This window comes from Bradyrhizobium sp. HKCCYLS3013, from assembly GCF_051167615.1.
Lineage (GTDB): Bacteria > Pseudomonadota > Alphaproteobacteria > Rhizobiales > Xanthobacteraceae > Bradyrhizobium.
The window spans coordinates 25,347-40,723 of record NZ_JBNPTK010000032.1; the positions used below are offsets into that span (position 1 = coordinate 25,347).

12 protein-coding genes are annotated in these 15,377 nt (G+C 66.6%); 9 read left to right on the top strand and 3 right to left on the bottom strand.

Annotated features, from left to right (window positions below):
• Positions 1 to 176: 176 nt before the first annotated feature.
• Entirely contained in the window at positions 177 to 758 is a 582-nt protein-coding gene (locus ACQR1F_RS31690) for a TetR/AcrR family transcriptional regulator (RefSeq protein WP_434914523.1), read from the top strand.
• Between the two features lie 22 nt (positions 759 to 780).
• The gene (locus ACQR1F_RS31695; protein WP_434848188.1) at positions 781 to 1,209 is read left to right on the top strand and encodes a hypothetical protein; all 429 of its coding nucleotides are present in this window, start codon (positions 781 to 783) and stop codon (positions 1,207 to 1,209) included.
• Positions 1,210 to 1,232: 23 nt separating this feature from the next.
• Here ACQR1F_RS31695 and ACQR1F_RS31700 read toward each other — a convergent pair whose 3' ends face one another.
• A complete protein-coding gene (locus ACQR1F_RS31700; RefSeq protein ID WP_316182227.1) occupies positions 1,233 to 1,934 on the bottom strand; it encodes an alpha/beta fold hydrolase in 702 nt (233 codons plus the stop codon).
• Positions 1,935 to 2,763: 829 nt separating this feature from the next.
• A complete protein-coding gene (locus ACQR1F_RS31705; protein ID WP_315801501.1) occupies positions 2,764 to 3,564 on the bottom strand; it encodes an IclR family transcriptional regulator domain-containing protein in 801 nt (266 codons plus the stop codon).
• A 211-nt stretch (positions 3,565 to 3,775) separates the two neighbouring features.
• On the opposite strand from ACQR1F_RS31705, the gene ACQR1F_RS31710 reads away from it, so the two are divergent.
• The 5 genes from ACQR1F_RS31710 to ACQR1F_RS31730 all read left to right on the top strand — a co-directional run bounded on the left by ACQR1F_RS31710 (position 3,776) and on the right by ACQR1F_RS31730 (position 11,137).
• Complete coding sequence (locus ACQR1F_RS31710; RefSeq protein ID WP_434914525.1) at positions 3,776 to 5,134, top strand: Rieske 2Fe-2S domain-containing protein; 1,359 nt, start codon at positions 3,776 to 3,778, stop codon at positions 5,132 to 5,134.
• A 244-nt stretch (positions 5,135 to 5,378) separates the two neighbouring features.
• A complete protein-coding gene (locus ACQR1F_RS31715) occupies positions 5,379 to 6,533 on the top strand; it encodes an IS4 family transposase (RefSeq protein WP_315800429.1) in 1,155 nt (384 codons plus the stop codon).
• 171 nt (positions 6,534 to 6,704) lie between these two features.
• Positions 6,705 to 8,144, top strand: coding sequence for a glutamine synthetase family protein (locus tag ACQR1F_RS31720; RefSeq protein ID WP_315801499.1), 1,440 nt, complete (start codon positions 6,705 to 6,707; stop codon positions 8,142 to 8,144).
• Between the two features lie 288 nt (positions 8,145 to 8,432).
• Positions 8,433 to 10,037, top strand: a complete 1,605-nt coding sequence (locus tag ACQR1F_RS31725; protein WP_315801498.1) for a hybrid sensor histidine kinase/response regulator — start codon at positions 8,433 to 8,435, stop codon at positions 10,035 to 10,037.
• 62 nt (positions 10,038 to 10,099) lie between these two features.
• Positions 10,100 to 11,137, top strand: a complete 1,038-nt coding sequence (locus ACQR1F_RS31730) for a magnesium and cobalt transport protein CorA (protein WP_316218225.1) — start codon at positions 10,100 to 10,102, stop codon at positions 11,135 to 11,137.
• Positions 11,138 to 11,359: 222 nt separating this feature from the next.
• Here ACQR1F_RS31730 and ACQR1F_RS31735 read toward each other — a convergent pair whose 3' ends face one another.
• Entirely contained in the window at positions 11,360 to 12,643 is a 1,284-nt protein-coding gene (locus ACQR1F_RS31735; protein WP_434874807.1) for a hypothetical protein, read from the bottom strand.
• 119 nt (positions 12,644 to 12,762) lie between these two features.
• Between ACQR1F_RS31735 and ACQR1F_RS31740 the strand changes: the two genes are divergently transcribed.
• Positions 12,763 to 13,491 (top strand): SDR family oxidoreductase, encoded by a 729-nt coding sequence (locus ACQR1F_RS31740; RefSeq protein ID WP_434914526.1) that lies wholly within the window; start codon positions 12,763 to 12,765, stop codon positions 13,489 to 13,491.
• A gap of 204 nt (positions 13,492 to 13,695) precedes the next feature.
• Positions 13,696 to 15,377 (top strand): methyl-accepting chemotaxis protein (locus ACQR1F_RS31745; RefSeq protein WP_434914527.1); only part of this gene is annotated, 1,682 nt, incomplete at its 3' end.

The window sequence follows — 15,377 nt, forward strand, 5'->3', positions numbered from 1 at the left end:
TGGCCTAATCGGATCGCAGCGGGCACCGCCTTACGGGCGGTGGTCCGTCCAGATCCAGCGACCGCGGGACGACGAGCTGAGGAAGGTTGGCTGTCCCGGGTGGCAGGTCTATTTATACGGAGGGTTCCTCCGTTTAGCAAGAGGACATGAACGGTCCGTCATCAAGAGCTGGTGAGATGGAGACGAAACCACAAGACCGCCATCGCAAGCCGCGCGCGGACGCGCAGCGCAATCGCGAGCGTGTGCTGGAGGCGGCCAAGGCGGTGTTCAGCGTCGGCGGCGCCGAGGCGAGCCTGGAAGCGGTGGCGCGCCAGGCCGGCGTCGGCATCGGCACGCTGTATCGCCATTTCCCCACCCGCGAGGATCTGTTCGAGGCGGTGTACCGGCGCGAGGTCGAGCAGCTCGCCGAGCTGGCGGAAGAGCTCAAGACCGAGCCGTCGGCGGTCGAGGCGCTCCGGCGCTGGCTGCGCTCGACGGTGCAGTTCGTCGCCACCAAGAAGGGCATGATGGCGGCGCTCGCGATCGTCATGACCGCGAACTCCGAGCTCGCCGCCTATTCGCACGGCCATCTCACCCGCTCGATCGGCGCGCTGCTCGCCCGCGCCGTCGACGCCGGCGAGATTCGCGGCGACATCAGCGCCGACGACGTCCTGCGCGCGCTGATCGGCATGTGCTACATGCACGACCAGACCGGCTGGCAGCAGAGCGTGCTGCGGCTGCTGGATGTGTTCGTGGATGGGCTGAAGGTGCAACGTTGATGGCTCTCGTCAGAAGCCGATGATGCGAGCCACCATCGTCCTTATTTTGCTCGTCGCGCTGGCCTATTCGGGTGAGTGGGCCTATCGCAGCTTCATCCGACCGATCGATCCGATCCCTGCCGAGATCGTCGCGCTTGCCGACCATTTTGAGCGGAATGGCATCAAGGTCTCGCCCTACGCCGTACGGCATAGCTTCCGACATTCGGAGGTGCAGACGGTCGCGGCCTTCAAGGTCGCGGAGCTTCCGATTCCCTTTATCGTTCTCGTGTGCCCGGACAGCCGATCGGCGGCGATCCAACTCGATGCGCTCAAGAGCGGGGGCGTGAGGCGTGCCGATCAGAATGGCCGCATGGTGCTGGACCTCGGCCTGTGGGATGATGATGATCAGGAGCGCGCGTCGAAAGTTCGAGATATCTTCGCAGCTTTCAATGGCCAGCTGACGGCCCGCTAGCCGGCAGGCCTCCACTGGTGAAGCTATCCCCGCAGCCACTCCATCAGCGCCTGCGCCGTCTCCTCCGGCTGCTCGGGTTGCGGCAGGTGGCCGCAATTCTCGAGCACCACCAGCCAGCTGCCGTCGATGCCGTCGGCCATCTCCTTCGACAGGCTGTTCGGGATGGTGTTGTCGGTGTCGCTGGTCAGCACCAGGGTCGGACAGCGGATCGCGGTCAAGGTCGGCCGCGAATCCGGGCGCGACATGATCGCCGTCAACTGTCGGATGAAGCCGATGACGCCGACCTCCTCGGCCATGTCGTGCACGAGCTGGCGCAGCCGCGGATCATCCTGGCGCGACGGATGGACGAAGCCGGAGAACAGCTCGTCGACAACGCCGTGGTAGTCGCCCTCCTTGGCGCGGGTGATCATGGTGCGGCGGCGGGCGCTCGCCTCCGGCGTGTCGGGCCGCGCCTGGGTGTTGATCAGCGCCAGCCGACCCACGCGCTCCGGCGCCTGGCGCATGATCTCGAGCGCGATGTAGCCGCCCATCGAATGTCCCGCGAGCGCGAAGCGCGGCGGCGCCTCGGAGAGGATGCGGCGCGCGATCGCGGCCATGCTGTCGTCGCGGACGTGGTTCGCCACCATCACCGGCCCGAGCCGCCACAGCGCCGGGATCACCGGCGCATAGATGCGGGGCGACGAGATCAGGCCAGGCACCAGCACGAGCGGCAGCGCATCAGTCATGGGTCTTCCCCCCGGAAACGGCGTTCACCTGCATGTCCGGGTGTCGTCCGCCCGGAATGCCATTTACGCGCGAGAGGCGGCCAATGTCCAACGATGTGCTGCGGCTCGCGCCCGGCGTCCCAGGGCGACGACCTCGTCCCCAGCCTTGTCCTGGCTCATCCTGCGCCTCTTCGCGACAGTGGATGGCCAGCCGGATGATCGCTGTGATCGGGGCGCACGCGATGCTGCTTGGGCCGCGGCGCCTCTGGCTTTCGTGATTACGGCGTCATTCGCGGCAATCTGGTGGCGTCGTCCGCAATTCGCGCGCGAGGAAGGGGTCTAACTACTTCCGCTCCGGATCATGCCACCATCGCATGCAGCGCGATGATACCTGGATGGATCGTCAATCGTGGCAAACGAGGTCGGGCGTCACGATAATATCACGTAATGGGCGTGGGGCCCGGCGTCGCAAGGCCTGCGACCACAACGATTAGTTCGAGCGGCTGGTAACTTCACGTGGCTGTTGACGCCCGGCGCTCTCGTTCCGTCGCGGCGATGAATTGATAGCACCGGGCTGTCGGCGATGACATCGGAGCGATCGTCGCACCCGGAGGAAACATATCCGCGCGAAGTCTAGCTCTTGCCGGAGCAGCGCGGGCCGACGCTGTTGATGGAACGAGAGACGACTGCTCGCTCGGCAGCAGCGAGGACGCGTCCGGCGACGTCGCTGCCGGATGAAACAGTGGCACTCGCGGCAGCGAGGTCGATGCGAAGCTTAAGGTGCTGTGGCCCAATGCGCGAGCACGAGCCGGCACGGCTGCAGCCGAGCCCGGTGCCTCTTGTCGAAGGATCAGACGAGCAGTGGCTGCGCCGTGGCGGCGAGCTTCTTCAGCAGCGGCAGGAAGCGCTCCTTCATCTCGTCGACGCCGATGCGATCGACGTGGCCGCCGATGTTGGCGGCGGCGATGATGCCGCCGTCATAGCGGCGAATCGGCACGGAAATCGAGCGGAAACCCTCCTCCGCCTCGCCGTCGACGAGCGAATAGCCGTCGTCCCGAACGGCCGTGACCGACGCGATCAACGCGTCCTTGTCGGTGATCGTCTGCGGCGTCATCTCGGTCAGCGTCATGCGCTCGACGGCCTGGCGCAACTGATCGTCCGGCATCCGGCTCAGCAACACGCGGCCGACCGACGTGCAGAACGCCGGCAGCCGATAGCCGATCTCGAGGCCGGTGGAGAACATGCGCGCCGGCGTCGCGCGCGCGATGAACACGACCTGGTCGCCGTCGAGGACGGCGAGAGAGCAGACCTCGCGGGCCTCGCCGGCCGTGCTGTCCATCAACGGCTGCATCACGCTGTTGACCTGGTTGGAGGCGAGATAGCTGGAGGCCAGCAGCAGCACGCGCGGCGTCAGCGAGAACAGCCGGTCGTCCCCATGGACGAAGCCGGAGGCTTTCAGGGTCAGCAGAATCCGTCGCACCGTGGCGCGGGCGAGGCCGGTGAGTTCCGCCGCCTTGCTCAGCGTCATCGGCCGGCCCTCGCGGCTGAAGGCTTGTATCACCCGCAGGCCGCGATCGAGCGCTTCCACGAACTCGGGACCGTCGCCCCGAGCCTGCTTCTTCTCCTCATCAGTGCGCTTCAGTTTCGGCATCGGCCTGACATGATCCGCTGTTGTTGTTTTCGGCCGCAGTGAAGCTGCAGTCCGTTGGCCCCTCGGCTTCGGTTGTAGCTTTTTCACTTGCGCTTCTCCCCACTTAAAGCGAATCTAATCTGGGCGAACATGTGTTCGTCTAGCGAACATTATTAGATGATCGCGTGACGCTCAACGCCCGACTTGCGACGGAACAGGAGAGACGGCCATCATGATGAGCCAGGAGCAGAACGACCTGATCACGCGCGTCGGACCCGGCGCGCCCGCCGGTAAACTAATGAGGATGTACTGGCAGCCGGCCGCACTGGTCGATGAGCTCGCGGGCGAGCGCCCGGTGCGCGCGGTGAAGCTGCTCGGTCAGGACTTCGTGCTCTTCAAGGATGCGCAGGGCCGCTACGGACTACTTGATCGCGATTGTCCGCATCGCGGCGCAGATCTCGCCTTCGGACGGCTGGAGAACGGCGGGTTGCGTTGCGCCTTCCATGGCTGGCTGTTCGACGCTGACGGCAATTGTCGGGAGACGCCGGCCGAACCGGCCGGCTCGCCGTTGTGCAAGAACGTCAAGCAGCGCGCCTATCCCGTGATCGAGAAGGGAGGCATCCTCTGGGCCTGGCTCGGCGATGGTGCAGCCCCGGCGTTTCCCGATCTCGACTGCTTCACCGCGCCCGACGCCTACACCTTCGCCTTCAAGGGCCTGATCGAGTGCAATTGGCTGCAGGCGCTGGAGGTCGGCATCGACCCCGCGCATGCCTCGTTCCTGCACCGCTTCTTCGAGGACGAGGATACGTCGACCGCTTATGGCAAGCAGTTCCGCGGTGCCTCCGCCGACAGCGAGCTGCCGATGACCAAGGTGCTGCGCGAGTACGATCGTCCGATCATCAATGTCGAGCGTACCGAATACGGCCTGCGCATCATCGCACTGCGTGAGATCGATGCCGAACGCACCCATGTCCGTGTCACCAATCAGCTGTTCCCGCATGCCTTCGTGATTCCGATGAGCACGGAGATGACGATCACGCAGTGGCACGTGCCGGTCGACGACGAGACCTGCTACTGGTACGCGATCTTCACCAGCTATGGCGCGCCGGTGGATCGGGCGAAGATGCGGGCGCAGCGGCTCGAGCTCTATGAGCTGCCGGACTATCGGTCGCGCAAGAACAAGAGCAACGATTACGGCTTCGATCCACGGGAGCAGGCGACCGCGACCTACACCGGCATGGGCAACGACATCAACGTGCACGACCAGTGGGCGGTGGAGTCGATGGGCCGGATCCAGGACCGCACCCGCGAGCATCTGGGCCAATCCGACAAGGCGATCATCCAATATCGTCGGCTGCTGCGCGAGCAGATCGAGAAGGTCGCGAGCGGCGAACCGCCGATGCTGTTCCTCGATGCCGCCGGGGCCCGCAGCGTGCAGGGCCCGGCGACGATGGACGGCATCGGCCCGACCCGCGGCTGGGAGACCTACTGGATGGAAGTCGACGTCCGCCGCCGCCGCAACGCCCCCTGGGCCCCGCCGGTGCCGGCCGATATCGTGCGTCTCGCGCCGCATCTGAGCGCTGCGGAGTGATGGCTGGCGTGAGCGGGCATTTGATTGGGGGCCGTCGCGACGAGCAGCCTTGTCAATTATTCACTCCGTCATGCCCGGGCTCGTCCCGGGCATCCACGCCGTCCTCAGGATGCCGAACGACGTGGATGGCCGGGACAAGCCCACGGCTGTCCGGTTCAGACAGACTGGACATGGTGCATGGCGTGGATTCTTCTGCGGTCTTGAGCATCGCCAAATGTTCGAGACACACCAGGAAGGTCCCGCCATGCCGCATCAGAATACAGTATTCCGAGACATTCTGAAGTTGGTCCCCTGGCATCGCTTCGAGGCGCTTGTGGACGAGCATGGCACGGACGCGCGGATTCGACGGCTTTCCACCAAAGACCAATTTGTGGCGCTGCTGTACGGTCAGCTTTCGGGGGCTTCCAGTCTGCGTGAGATTGTCACCGGGCTGTCGAGCCACACCGCGCGGCTTTATCACCTGGGTGGGGGCCCTGTCCGCCGCTCGACTTTCGCGGACGCCAATATGAATCGGCCTGCGGAGATGTTTGCCGCCCTGTTGGCCATCATGATGAAGCAGGCCCATCGCCGGTTACGCCGCAAGCTTGCCGAGACGACGTATTTGATTGATTCGACCAGCGTACGGCTGACAGAAGCCAGCGCTGGCTGGGCACGGTTCTCTACCGGTGTCTGCGGTGCCAAGGTGCATGTGATCTATGATGCCGACGCCGACCGGCCGATTTATGCGGCAATCAGCGGAGCCAACGTCAACGACAATACTGCAGCGCATCAGATGCCCATCGAGCCGGGAGCAACCTACGTCTTCGATCTCGGCTATTATGAATATGCTTGGTGGGCTCAACTGGACGCCGCCGGTTGTCGAATCGTGACCCGGTTCAAATCCAATACGCCGCTGCGGGTCGTGGAGGAGTTGCCTGTCATCGCGGATGGCAACATCCTCTCCGACCGCATCGGCTTCCTTCCACAACGCCAAGCCTACAGCCGCCGCAATCCAATGCAGACTGCGGTGCGCGAAGTGCGCGTCACCTTGGAAACGGGAAAGATCCTGCGCATCCTGTCGAACGACCTCGATGCCAGCGCTCAAGAGATCGCCGACCTCTATCGTCGCCGCTGGGCCATCGAGTTGTTCTTTCGTTGGGTCAAGCAGACCCTCAAGATCACCAGGTTCCTCGGGACTTCTGAGAACGCCGTTCGTATCCAGATCGCCGTTGCCCTGATCGCCTTCCTCTTGCTTCGCCTCGCGCAAGACCTTCAGAAGGCAATCCAAAGCCCCTTGGTCTTTGCCAGATTGGTCCGCACCAACCTCATGCATCGCCGCCCCATCGATCAATTGCTCACGGGGCCACCCCAACTTGCCAAAAACCCACAACAGTTGAGCCTCGCAATATGCGGAAGCTGAACCGGACAGCCGTGGGACAAGCCCGGCCATGACGACGTGGAGACAGACGGGTGCTAAACTCCGATCTCTACATGCGGTGACTTGGCCGCAGGCGAGGAGAGGTCGGGACCGAGCCAGCCGCACCGCCGCGGACTCGATTGCGCAATCAGTCATCCTCATCAGGAGCCATCGTTGAGTTTCGTCGCCAAGCATCAGTTGTGGACCGCCGAGCAGGCCGAGGCCGCAGTGCGCATGCGCCGCCTCGCCGAGGAGCACGGCCTCACCACCATCCGCTTCTCGTTCCCGGACCAGCACGGCATCCTGCGCGGCAAGACGCTGACTGTCGATGCTGCGTTGTCCTCGCTCGAGGACGGCTGCTCGATCACGACGACCCTGCTCGCCAAGGACACCTCGCATCGCACCGTGTTTCCGGTGTTCACCGCCGGCGGTGGCTTCGGCATGGCCGAGATGCAGGGCGGCAGCGATGCACTGATGGTCGCCGATCCCACCACGTTCCGCGTCCTGCCCTGGGCGTCCGGCACCGGCTGGGTGCTCTGTGATCTGTACTTCGCCAACGGTGCGCCGGTCCCGTTCGCCACGCGCAATCTCTACCGGTCGGCATTGGCGACGCTCGAACAGCGTGGCTATCAGTTCATGGCCGGCCTCGAGGTCGAGTGCCACATCTTCAAGGTCGAGGATCCCAGGCTCGCGCCCGGTGATGCCGGCTCGCCCGGTCAGCCCGGCGTGCCGCCGACGGTCAGCCTGCTGACCCAGGGCTATCAATATCTCACCGAGCAGCGCTTCGATCAGATGGAGCCGGCGCTCGAGATCATCAGGGCCAATCTCGTCGCGCTCGGCCTGCCATTGCGCTCGATCGAGCTCGAATATGGCCCGAGCCAGTGCGAATTCGTGCTGCAGCCGGCGCTCGGGCTCGCGCCCGCAGATACGATGGTGCTGTTCCGCAGCGCCGTGAAGCAGATCTGCCAGCGCCACGGCTATCACGCCACCTTCATGTGCCGGCCGCGCATCCCCAACGTGATGTCGTCGGGCTGGCATCTGCACCAGTCGCTGGTGGCGCGCGACGGCGGCAACGCCTTCATGACGGAGGATGCCGAAGGTCTGTCCGCGCTCGGCCGCCACTACATGGCGGGTCTGCTCGCGCATGCGCGCGCCTCGGCGCTGTTTTCGACGCCGACGATCAACGGCTACCGGCGCTACCGCGCCTATTCGCTGGCGCCGGACCGTGCCATCTGGGGCCGCGACAACAGAGGCGTCATGATCCGCGTGCTCGGCGGCCCCGGCGATCGCGCCACGCGCCTGGAGAACCGCATCGGCGAGCCCGCCGCCAATCCCTATCTCTACATGGCGTCGCAGATCGCAGCCGGCCTCGACGGCATCGACCGCAAGCTCGAGCCGGGACCGTCGGCCGATGTGCCCTATGAGACCAAGGCGAGCCTGCTGCCGAAATCGCTGCGCGAGGCCGTCGATGCGCTGAAGGATGACGCGTTCTTCCGCCAGGCGTTCGGTTCGACCTTCGTTGACTACTACACCTTCATCAAGAACGCCGAGCTCGAGCGCTTCCAGGCGGAGGTCTCCGACTGGGAGCAGCGCGAATATTTCGAGATGTTCTGACGGCGATGCACCGCCTCACCGGCTGCGCACCAGCCCGCCGTCGACGTGGTTGTTTTGCCCGGTGACGTAGGCCGCGGCCCCTCGGCGCGGGTATTTCCGTATCCGCCGGATTCGTTCCCGCGCCGCCGCGTCGCATTTTCGTGAGTCCTGTGTCCGTTATTCCGCGCGCAAGCAGGCCTGCGGGAACCCGATCCCATCCAGCGGCATATCGAAGGAGGCGTTGCACAACTCACGCCGGTGCCGGCGCGACCCTGCATGTCATGGCGATGGAAGGCGGAGCAAGGAAGCATGTTGGAACACGGGCCGCAGCGCGATCGCGCGATTGTCGACAGCGGCGATGCATCCGATCTGTCGTCTGAGCGCCACGACATCTTCTTCGCGGCCGTCGAGACCACGCGGATGCCGATGATCGTCACCGATCCGCGCCAGCCTGACAATCCGATCCTGTTCGCCAACCGGGCGTTCCTGGAGATGACCGGCTACGCGCTGTCCGAGATCGTCGGAGCCAATTGCCGTTTCCTGCAGGGGCCGGACACCGACCGCGACACCATCGCGGCGATCCGCACCGCGATCGCCAACCGCCAGGACATTGCGGTGGAGATCCTCAATTATCGCAAGAACGGTGCGGCGTTCTGGAATGCGCTGTTCGTCAGCCCGGTCTACAACCGCGACGGCGAGCTGGTGTATTATTTCGGCTCGCAGCTCGACGTGTCGCGCCGGCGCGATGCCGAGAGCGCGCTGGTGCAGTCGCAGAAGATGGAGGCGATCGGCCAGCTCACCGGCGGCATCGCGCACGACTTCAACAACATCCTGCAGGTCATCATCGGCTACACCGAGACGCTGCAGGGCGCCGTCAGCGAACTTGCCCCGCGGCACCGCCGCGCCGTCGAGAACATCCGCTCGGCCGCCAACCGCGCCGCGACCCTCACCCAGCAGCTGCTGTCGTTCGCGCGCAAGCAGCGGCTCGACAGCCGGCCGATCAACCTCAACAACATGATCGAGACCATGGTGCAGATGGCGCGCCACACGCTCGGTGACAGCGTGCGCATCGTCGTCAAGGCGCAGCCCGGCCTGTGGAACAGCCGCGTCGACCAGACCCAGGCGGAGGTCGCGCTGCTCAATCTGTTCGTCAACGCACGCGATGCGATGCCGCATGGCGGCACGTTGACCATCCGCACCGAGAACAAGGAGATCGCGGAGGAGGACATCGTGCAGTTCGGCGTGCCCAAGGGCGGGCGCTATGTCGCGCTGAAAGTGTCCGACGACGGCGTCGGCATTCCGCACCACATTCTCGCGCGGGTCGCCGAGCCGTTCTTCACCACCAAGGAGGAGGGCAAGGGCACCGGGCTCGGCCTCGCCATGGTCTACGGCTTCACCCGCCAGTCCGGCGGCAGCACCTATATCTACAGCGAGGTCGGGCAGGGCACGACTGTGCAGCTGCTGTTTCCGGCGACCGAGCAGGCGATCGCTGCGCCGTCGATCCGGCCGCAGATGGCGATGGACCGCACCGGCAGCGAACGCATCCTGATCGTCGAGGACCGCCATGAAGTCGCCGAGCTGGCGCGCTCGATCCTGGAGGATTTCGGCTATCGCACCGAGGTCGCGGCCAATGCGCATGCCGCGCTCGAGCTGCTGGATTCGGAGGTCCGCTTCGATCTGCTGTTCACCGATCTCGTGATGCCCGGCGGCATGAACGGCACCGTGCTGGCGCGCGAGGCGCGCAAGCGCCAGCCGAAATTGAAGGTGCTCCTGACGACCGGCTATTCCGATGCCGCGGTCGAGCGCGCCGACGCCAACATCGGCGAGTTCGAGATCATCAACAAGCCGTACCGCCGCACCGATCTGGTCCGCCGCGTCAGGCAATTGCTCGACGGCCCGACCGGCGTGACCTGATGCGACGCTTGACCAGGCGACTCCTCGCATCGAAAGTCGGGCTGGAGAGCGGAGATCCAACCATGCGTCACGTCACGGTGCAGACACCGGCCGATGCGCCAGTCCTTCAGCCCCGCGGTGAGCCACGGGAACTGGGCGTGGTCGCAGCCGGTGCCTATGCCAATGGCCGCCGCGTCGCCGACATTCAGATCGAGGACGCCGGCGCCTGGAGCAAGCGGCCCGGCCACGTGGTGTGGATCGGGCTGCACGAGCCCGACGCGGCGCTCCTGCAGCGCGTGGCGGACCAGTTCGGCCTGCACGAGCTCGCGATCGAGGATGCGTCGAAGGCGCATCAGCAGCCCAAGGTCGAGCGCTACGGCGATGCGCTGTTCGTCGTCGCCCGCACCGCGCAGCTCGTCAAGGAGCACATCGTGTTCGGCGAGACCCACATCTTCGTCGGCCCCGGCTTCGTGGTCTCGGTGCGCCACGGCGCCTCGACCTCCTATGGCGCGGTGCGCGAGCGCTGCGAGAGCTGCCCGGGCTCGCTCGCCAAGGGCGAGGACTACATCCTCTATGCGATCCTCGACTTCATCGTCGACAACTACCGGCCGGTGACCGAGAGCATCATGGCGGAGGTCGAGACGCTGGAGGAGGTGGTGCTGCAGCGGCCGCTGGCGCGCCACGAGGTCGACCGGCTGTATCGCCTGCGGCGCGACCTGCTGCGGCTGCGCCGCGCCGTCGGCCCCGTGGTCGACGTCTGCAAGCGGCTCGAGCATGTCGACAACGTCGCGATCGATGCCGAGATGGCGCCGTTGTTTCGCGACGTGCTCGACCACGCCAAGCGCGCCGAGGAGGATGCGGATTCCCTGCGCGAGATCCTCGCCTTCGTGTTCGAGGCCAGCATGATGGCCGGCCAGGCGCAACAGACCGACATCGCGCGGCGGCTGGCGGCGTGGGCCGCCATCCTCGCCGTGCCGACGGCGGTGGCCGGCATCTACGGCATGAACTTCGAGCACATGCCGGAGCTGAAATGGCAATACGGCTACTATGCCGTACTGGGCTTCATCGCCACCGTGTGCAGCGTGCTGTATTGGCAGTTCCGCCGGCGCGGATGGCTGTGAGGGGATGGGCTGTCGGTCCTCCTCGCGAAGCGGGTCCAGCCGCTTGCGCGCGGTGCGAAGGCGTCGCTCCAAATCCCTTGCTTCAAATCCCTTGCGGCAAAGCGAGGCGCGGTGCCAGGGCGCTGAGTGCGGTGGCGCCAAGACCGCCGAGCACGACGTGCCGCGTGTGACATCGAAATCGTCTGCCGTTGAGGGAGCAACGCGCCTGCCATGGCGCAGCGCTCACGCCGCGGCGGATCGCCCGGGATGTGCGGACCACCACGCGGCGATGGCCTCCGTCAGCTCGTCCCAGATCGCGGTCGGCAGATCAGGCACGGCGACGCGCACGCTGTAGCGATCCGTGGTGGCGTCGTGAAACCATTCCGTCGCAGCGAAATCGAAGCCGAAGCTGCCGGCGTGGCGGATCGGCAGCCCGGCGCGCCGGAGATCATCACTCATGGCGGTTGCGGCTTGCCGGGCGGTGGCCTCGTCGAGCGGCGCGCGACCGGCGAGCGTGACGTAGAGGCCGTGCGCGAAGTCGAGCTCCGCGGTCAGGCCGCGCAGCGTGGTCGCGAAGTGGCGCCGCGCCCGCCGGCTGTTGCGCAGGATGGCGGCCACGCGTCGCGCGGTCAGCTCGCGATAGGCCGGCAGGCCGACGTAAGGCGGGAAATGCGCCGGCAGCGCCGCGCCGCCGAGCAGCCTGACGGCGTTGCGCGTCTCGTCCGGCAGCGCCCGAAGCACAATGCGGCCCGCGGCGCCGGCCTTGCTCCAATCGGCGAAAGCGACCGAGCCGAGCCGGCCATATTCAGCGCCGAGCGAGTCGAGCTTGGTGTGGCTGCGCACCATCACGACCGGCACGTCCCAGCGCCGCGTCCAGGCCAGCACGCGGCGAATGCGGCCGGAGCCGTTGGCAAAGCAGGTGGTGTCGAAGATCAGGAGATCGATCGCCGGGCGGTCGCAACCCAGCACGGCTTCGAAGCGCGGCGCGGTCGCGCTGGAATCGATCAGCAGCAGCCGCGGCGCGGGCGAGCGCTGCGCCAGCGCGGCGGCCAGGTCGCGGGTCAGCGTCACCGGGCGCAGATGCCGCGCATGCGCCGCGACCAGCTCCTGCGTCTCGCCATAGGAGCCCGGCAGCATCAAGAGGTCCGCCGTGCCGAGAACGGGCCGCGTCGCCAGCAGCAGTGCCGCGATCGCCGCCATGCCGGAGATGGTGTAGATGGTGTCATGGCGGCTCTCGCCCGCCGCGTAGAACGACGGCCCGCGCACGTCGAGATCGGCGCGCTGATAGTCGTAGCTGAAGGCGAACGGGCCGGCGCGATGATCGTCCGCATCCGCCCAGGCCGTCTCTGTCGCGGTCCAGTCGCTGAGCGCGTGCTCGGCCTTCAGCGCGGCCGTGAGCTGAAACTTGCGCCGGATGACCTCCATCACCGAGCGCGGCGCCGGCAGCGCATGCGGTCTCCGCAGGCAGCAATTCAGGAGCTGCAGCTCCTGATGCTTGCGGGCGAGATAGGCTTCGATCGTCTCCATCGGGCTCTTCATGGGTGATGCTGGCGGCCGGGATGCAACGCGTGGGGATCGCGATGGGTCCAACGGAGTGCGGCAACGCGGCGCGGTTTGCTGTAGTCTGGCCGGACAAGGAGGAGACGATGGGCAGGGAACTCGAAGGCAAGGTGGCGGTGGTCACCGGCGCGGCGTCGGGCATCGGCCTGGCCAGCAGCGCGGCGATGCTGGCGGCCGGCGCGCGCGTCGTCATGATCGATCGCGACGCCGCGGCGCTGGCGAAGCTGCGCGAGACCCAAGGCGACGCCGTGATCCCCGTCGTGATCGACCTGCTCGATCCCGCTGATTGCGCCACCCTTCTGCCGCGCGTCCTCGATGCGGCCGGACGGCTCGACATCCTCCACGCCAATGCCGGCAGCTATCTCGGCGGCGATCTCGTCGACGCCAGGACCGACGCGATCGACCGCATGCTGAACCTCAACGTCAATGTCGTCATGAAGAATGTGCGCGACGTTCTCCCGCACATGATCGCGCGCGGGTCGGGCGACATCATCGTGACCAGCTCGCTCGCGGCGCATTACCCGACGCCGTGGGAGCCGGTCTATGCGTCGTCGAAATGGGCAATCGACTGCTTCGTGCAGACGGTGCGGCGCCAGGTGTTCAAGCACGGCATCCGCGTCGGCGCGATCTCGCCCGGCCCGGTGGTCACCGCGCTGATCGCCGACTGGCCGGCCGAGAAGCTGAAGGAGGCGCGCGAGTCCGGCAGCCTGCTGGAGCCCTCGGAGGTCGCCGAGGTGATCATGTTCATGCTGACCCGTCCGCGCGGCATGACCATCCGCGACGTCGTGATGCTGCCGACGAATTTCGATCTGTAGGGCCGTCCAAAATTTCCCGAGCTGGCCTCAACCCCAAGTCGTCGCCGCGCGTCAGGACATTCTTCGAGCGGGGCGGGATGTCCGGTCCGGTGCCGTGTCTCCGATCGAGGGCGCGCGACGTCTCCGTGGAACTACGGGGGTCGAATTAAGCGCAACCTTAATCATACGGAACCTAGCGTGAGCCCGCGCAATCCGGGGGCAATAATGAAGATCGGCCGACTTTTCGCAATTTCCATGCTGTCGGTGACGGCTTTGGCCGTCCTCCCTTCTGCTCAAGTCGTGATCGAGCAGGTCAGGGCTGTCAGCAACAAGGCCGAGGCGATCAAGACGGTCGAGGCGTTCGGCGCCGTGCTGCTCTACGCGCAGGACGTGGTCGGCCATCGCGCCCCCTACATCACGCCCATATTCCAGGATTCGCCCGCGACGCCCGCGCAGCTCGAAGGCGTGCGCAAGATCAGGCAATCGGCCGAGGCATCCTTCGCCAGGGCGCGCGCGCAGCTGGCGAACGTCTCCAACAGCGAGGCGATCACACGCAGCCTGGACCAGGCCTCGTCCAAGCTGAACGAGATCCTCGCCAAGGTGGACCCCACGCTGACCGCGCCGCTGAACGCGCGCGATCCGGCCGTCATTAAGAGCTTTCTCCCCGGGGTCACCCAGGTCGCCCTGGCGATCGAGCCGATCCTGAACCAGCTGCAGAACCGCGTCGCCAATGCCGACGCGTCGCTGACGACGCTGCTCGACGTCGCCCGCACCGCGCAGGACCTGCGCGTGACCGCCGGCGGCCGGGCTGCCGCGCTGTCGCCGGCGCTCAGCGCCCGCCGCGCCGTCGCTCCGGCCGAGAAGGCGGCAATGGACCGCGCCCAGGGCCGCACCGAAGCCGACCGCGAGCGCCTGGATGCCGGCATCGACCAGCTCGGCAATCCGGAGCGGCTGCTCGCGGCGTTCAAGGAGGCCCGTGACGCCTATTTCGGGCGCGCCGTTCCGATCATCGACAAGGACCTCGCAGCCGGGCTCGGCGATCTCAACTACACACTCACCGCCGACAGCCTGGCCGAGGCGGTCGTCCCGGCCGTGCAGAAGTTCTTCGTCGTGCGCGACGCCGCGATCGCCGAGGCGCGCGACCGCGCCGTCGCGGCGCGCGATGCTGCCTATCTGATGCTCGCGCTGGCGACGGCGGTGGTCGCGGCGCTCGCCGGCATTCTCGTGTTCGTCACCCTGCTGCTGCGCCGCCGCGTGATCAACCCGATCGTGACCCTGACCGGCCTGATCGGCGAGATGGCGGCCGGCCATGACGACGTGGCGATTCCGGTGATCGATCGCGACGACGAGATCGCCGCGATGACCGGCTCGCTGCAGACCTTCAAGGAGGCGCTGCTGGAGAAGAAGCGCGCCGAGCAGGCGGCCGCGGCCGACGCGCAGGCCAAGATCGAGCGCGGCCAGCGTGTCGAGCGCTTCACGCGCGAGTTCGAGATGGCGATCGGCGAGGTCGTCGGCATCGTGTCGTCGGCGTCGGCCGATCTGGAGCGTTCGGCCTCGTCGCTGACGACGACCGCCGGCCGCTCGCTGGAGCTCGCCACCGTCGTCACCCAGGCGTCCGAGGAAGCCTCGACCAACGTGCACTCGGTCGCCGCGGCTGCCGAGGAGATGAGCTCATCGGTCAACGAGATCAGCCGCCAGGTGCAGGACTCCGCGCGCATCGCCAACGAGGCGCTGGCGCAGGCGCGCAAGACCAACGACAACGTCGCCGAGCTCGCCAAGGCCGCCGCGCGGATCGGCGACGTCGTCGAGCTGATCAATGCGATCGCCGGCCAGACCAACCTGCTCGCGCTCAACGCCACCATCGAGGCCGCCCGCGCCGGCGAGGCCGGACGCGGCTTCGCGGTGGT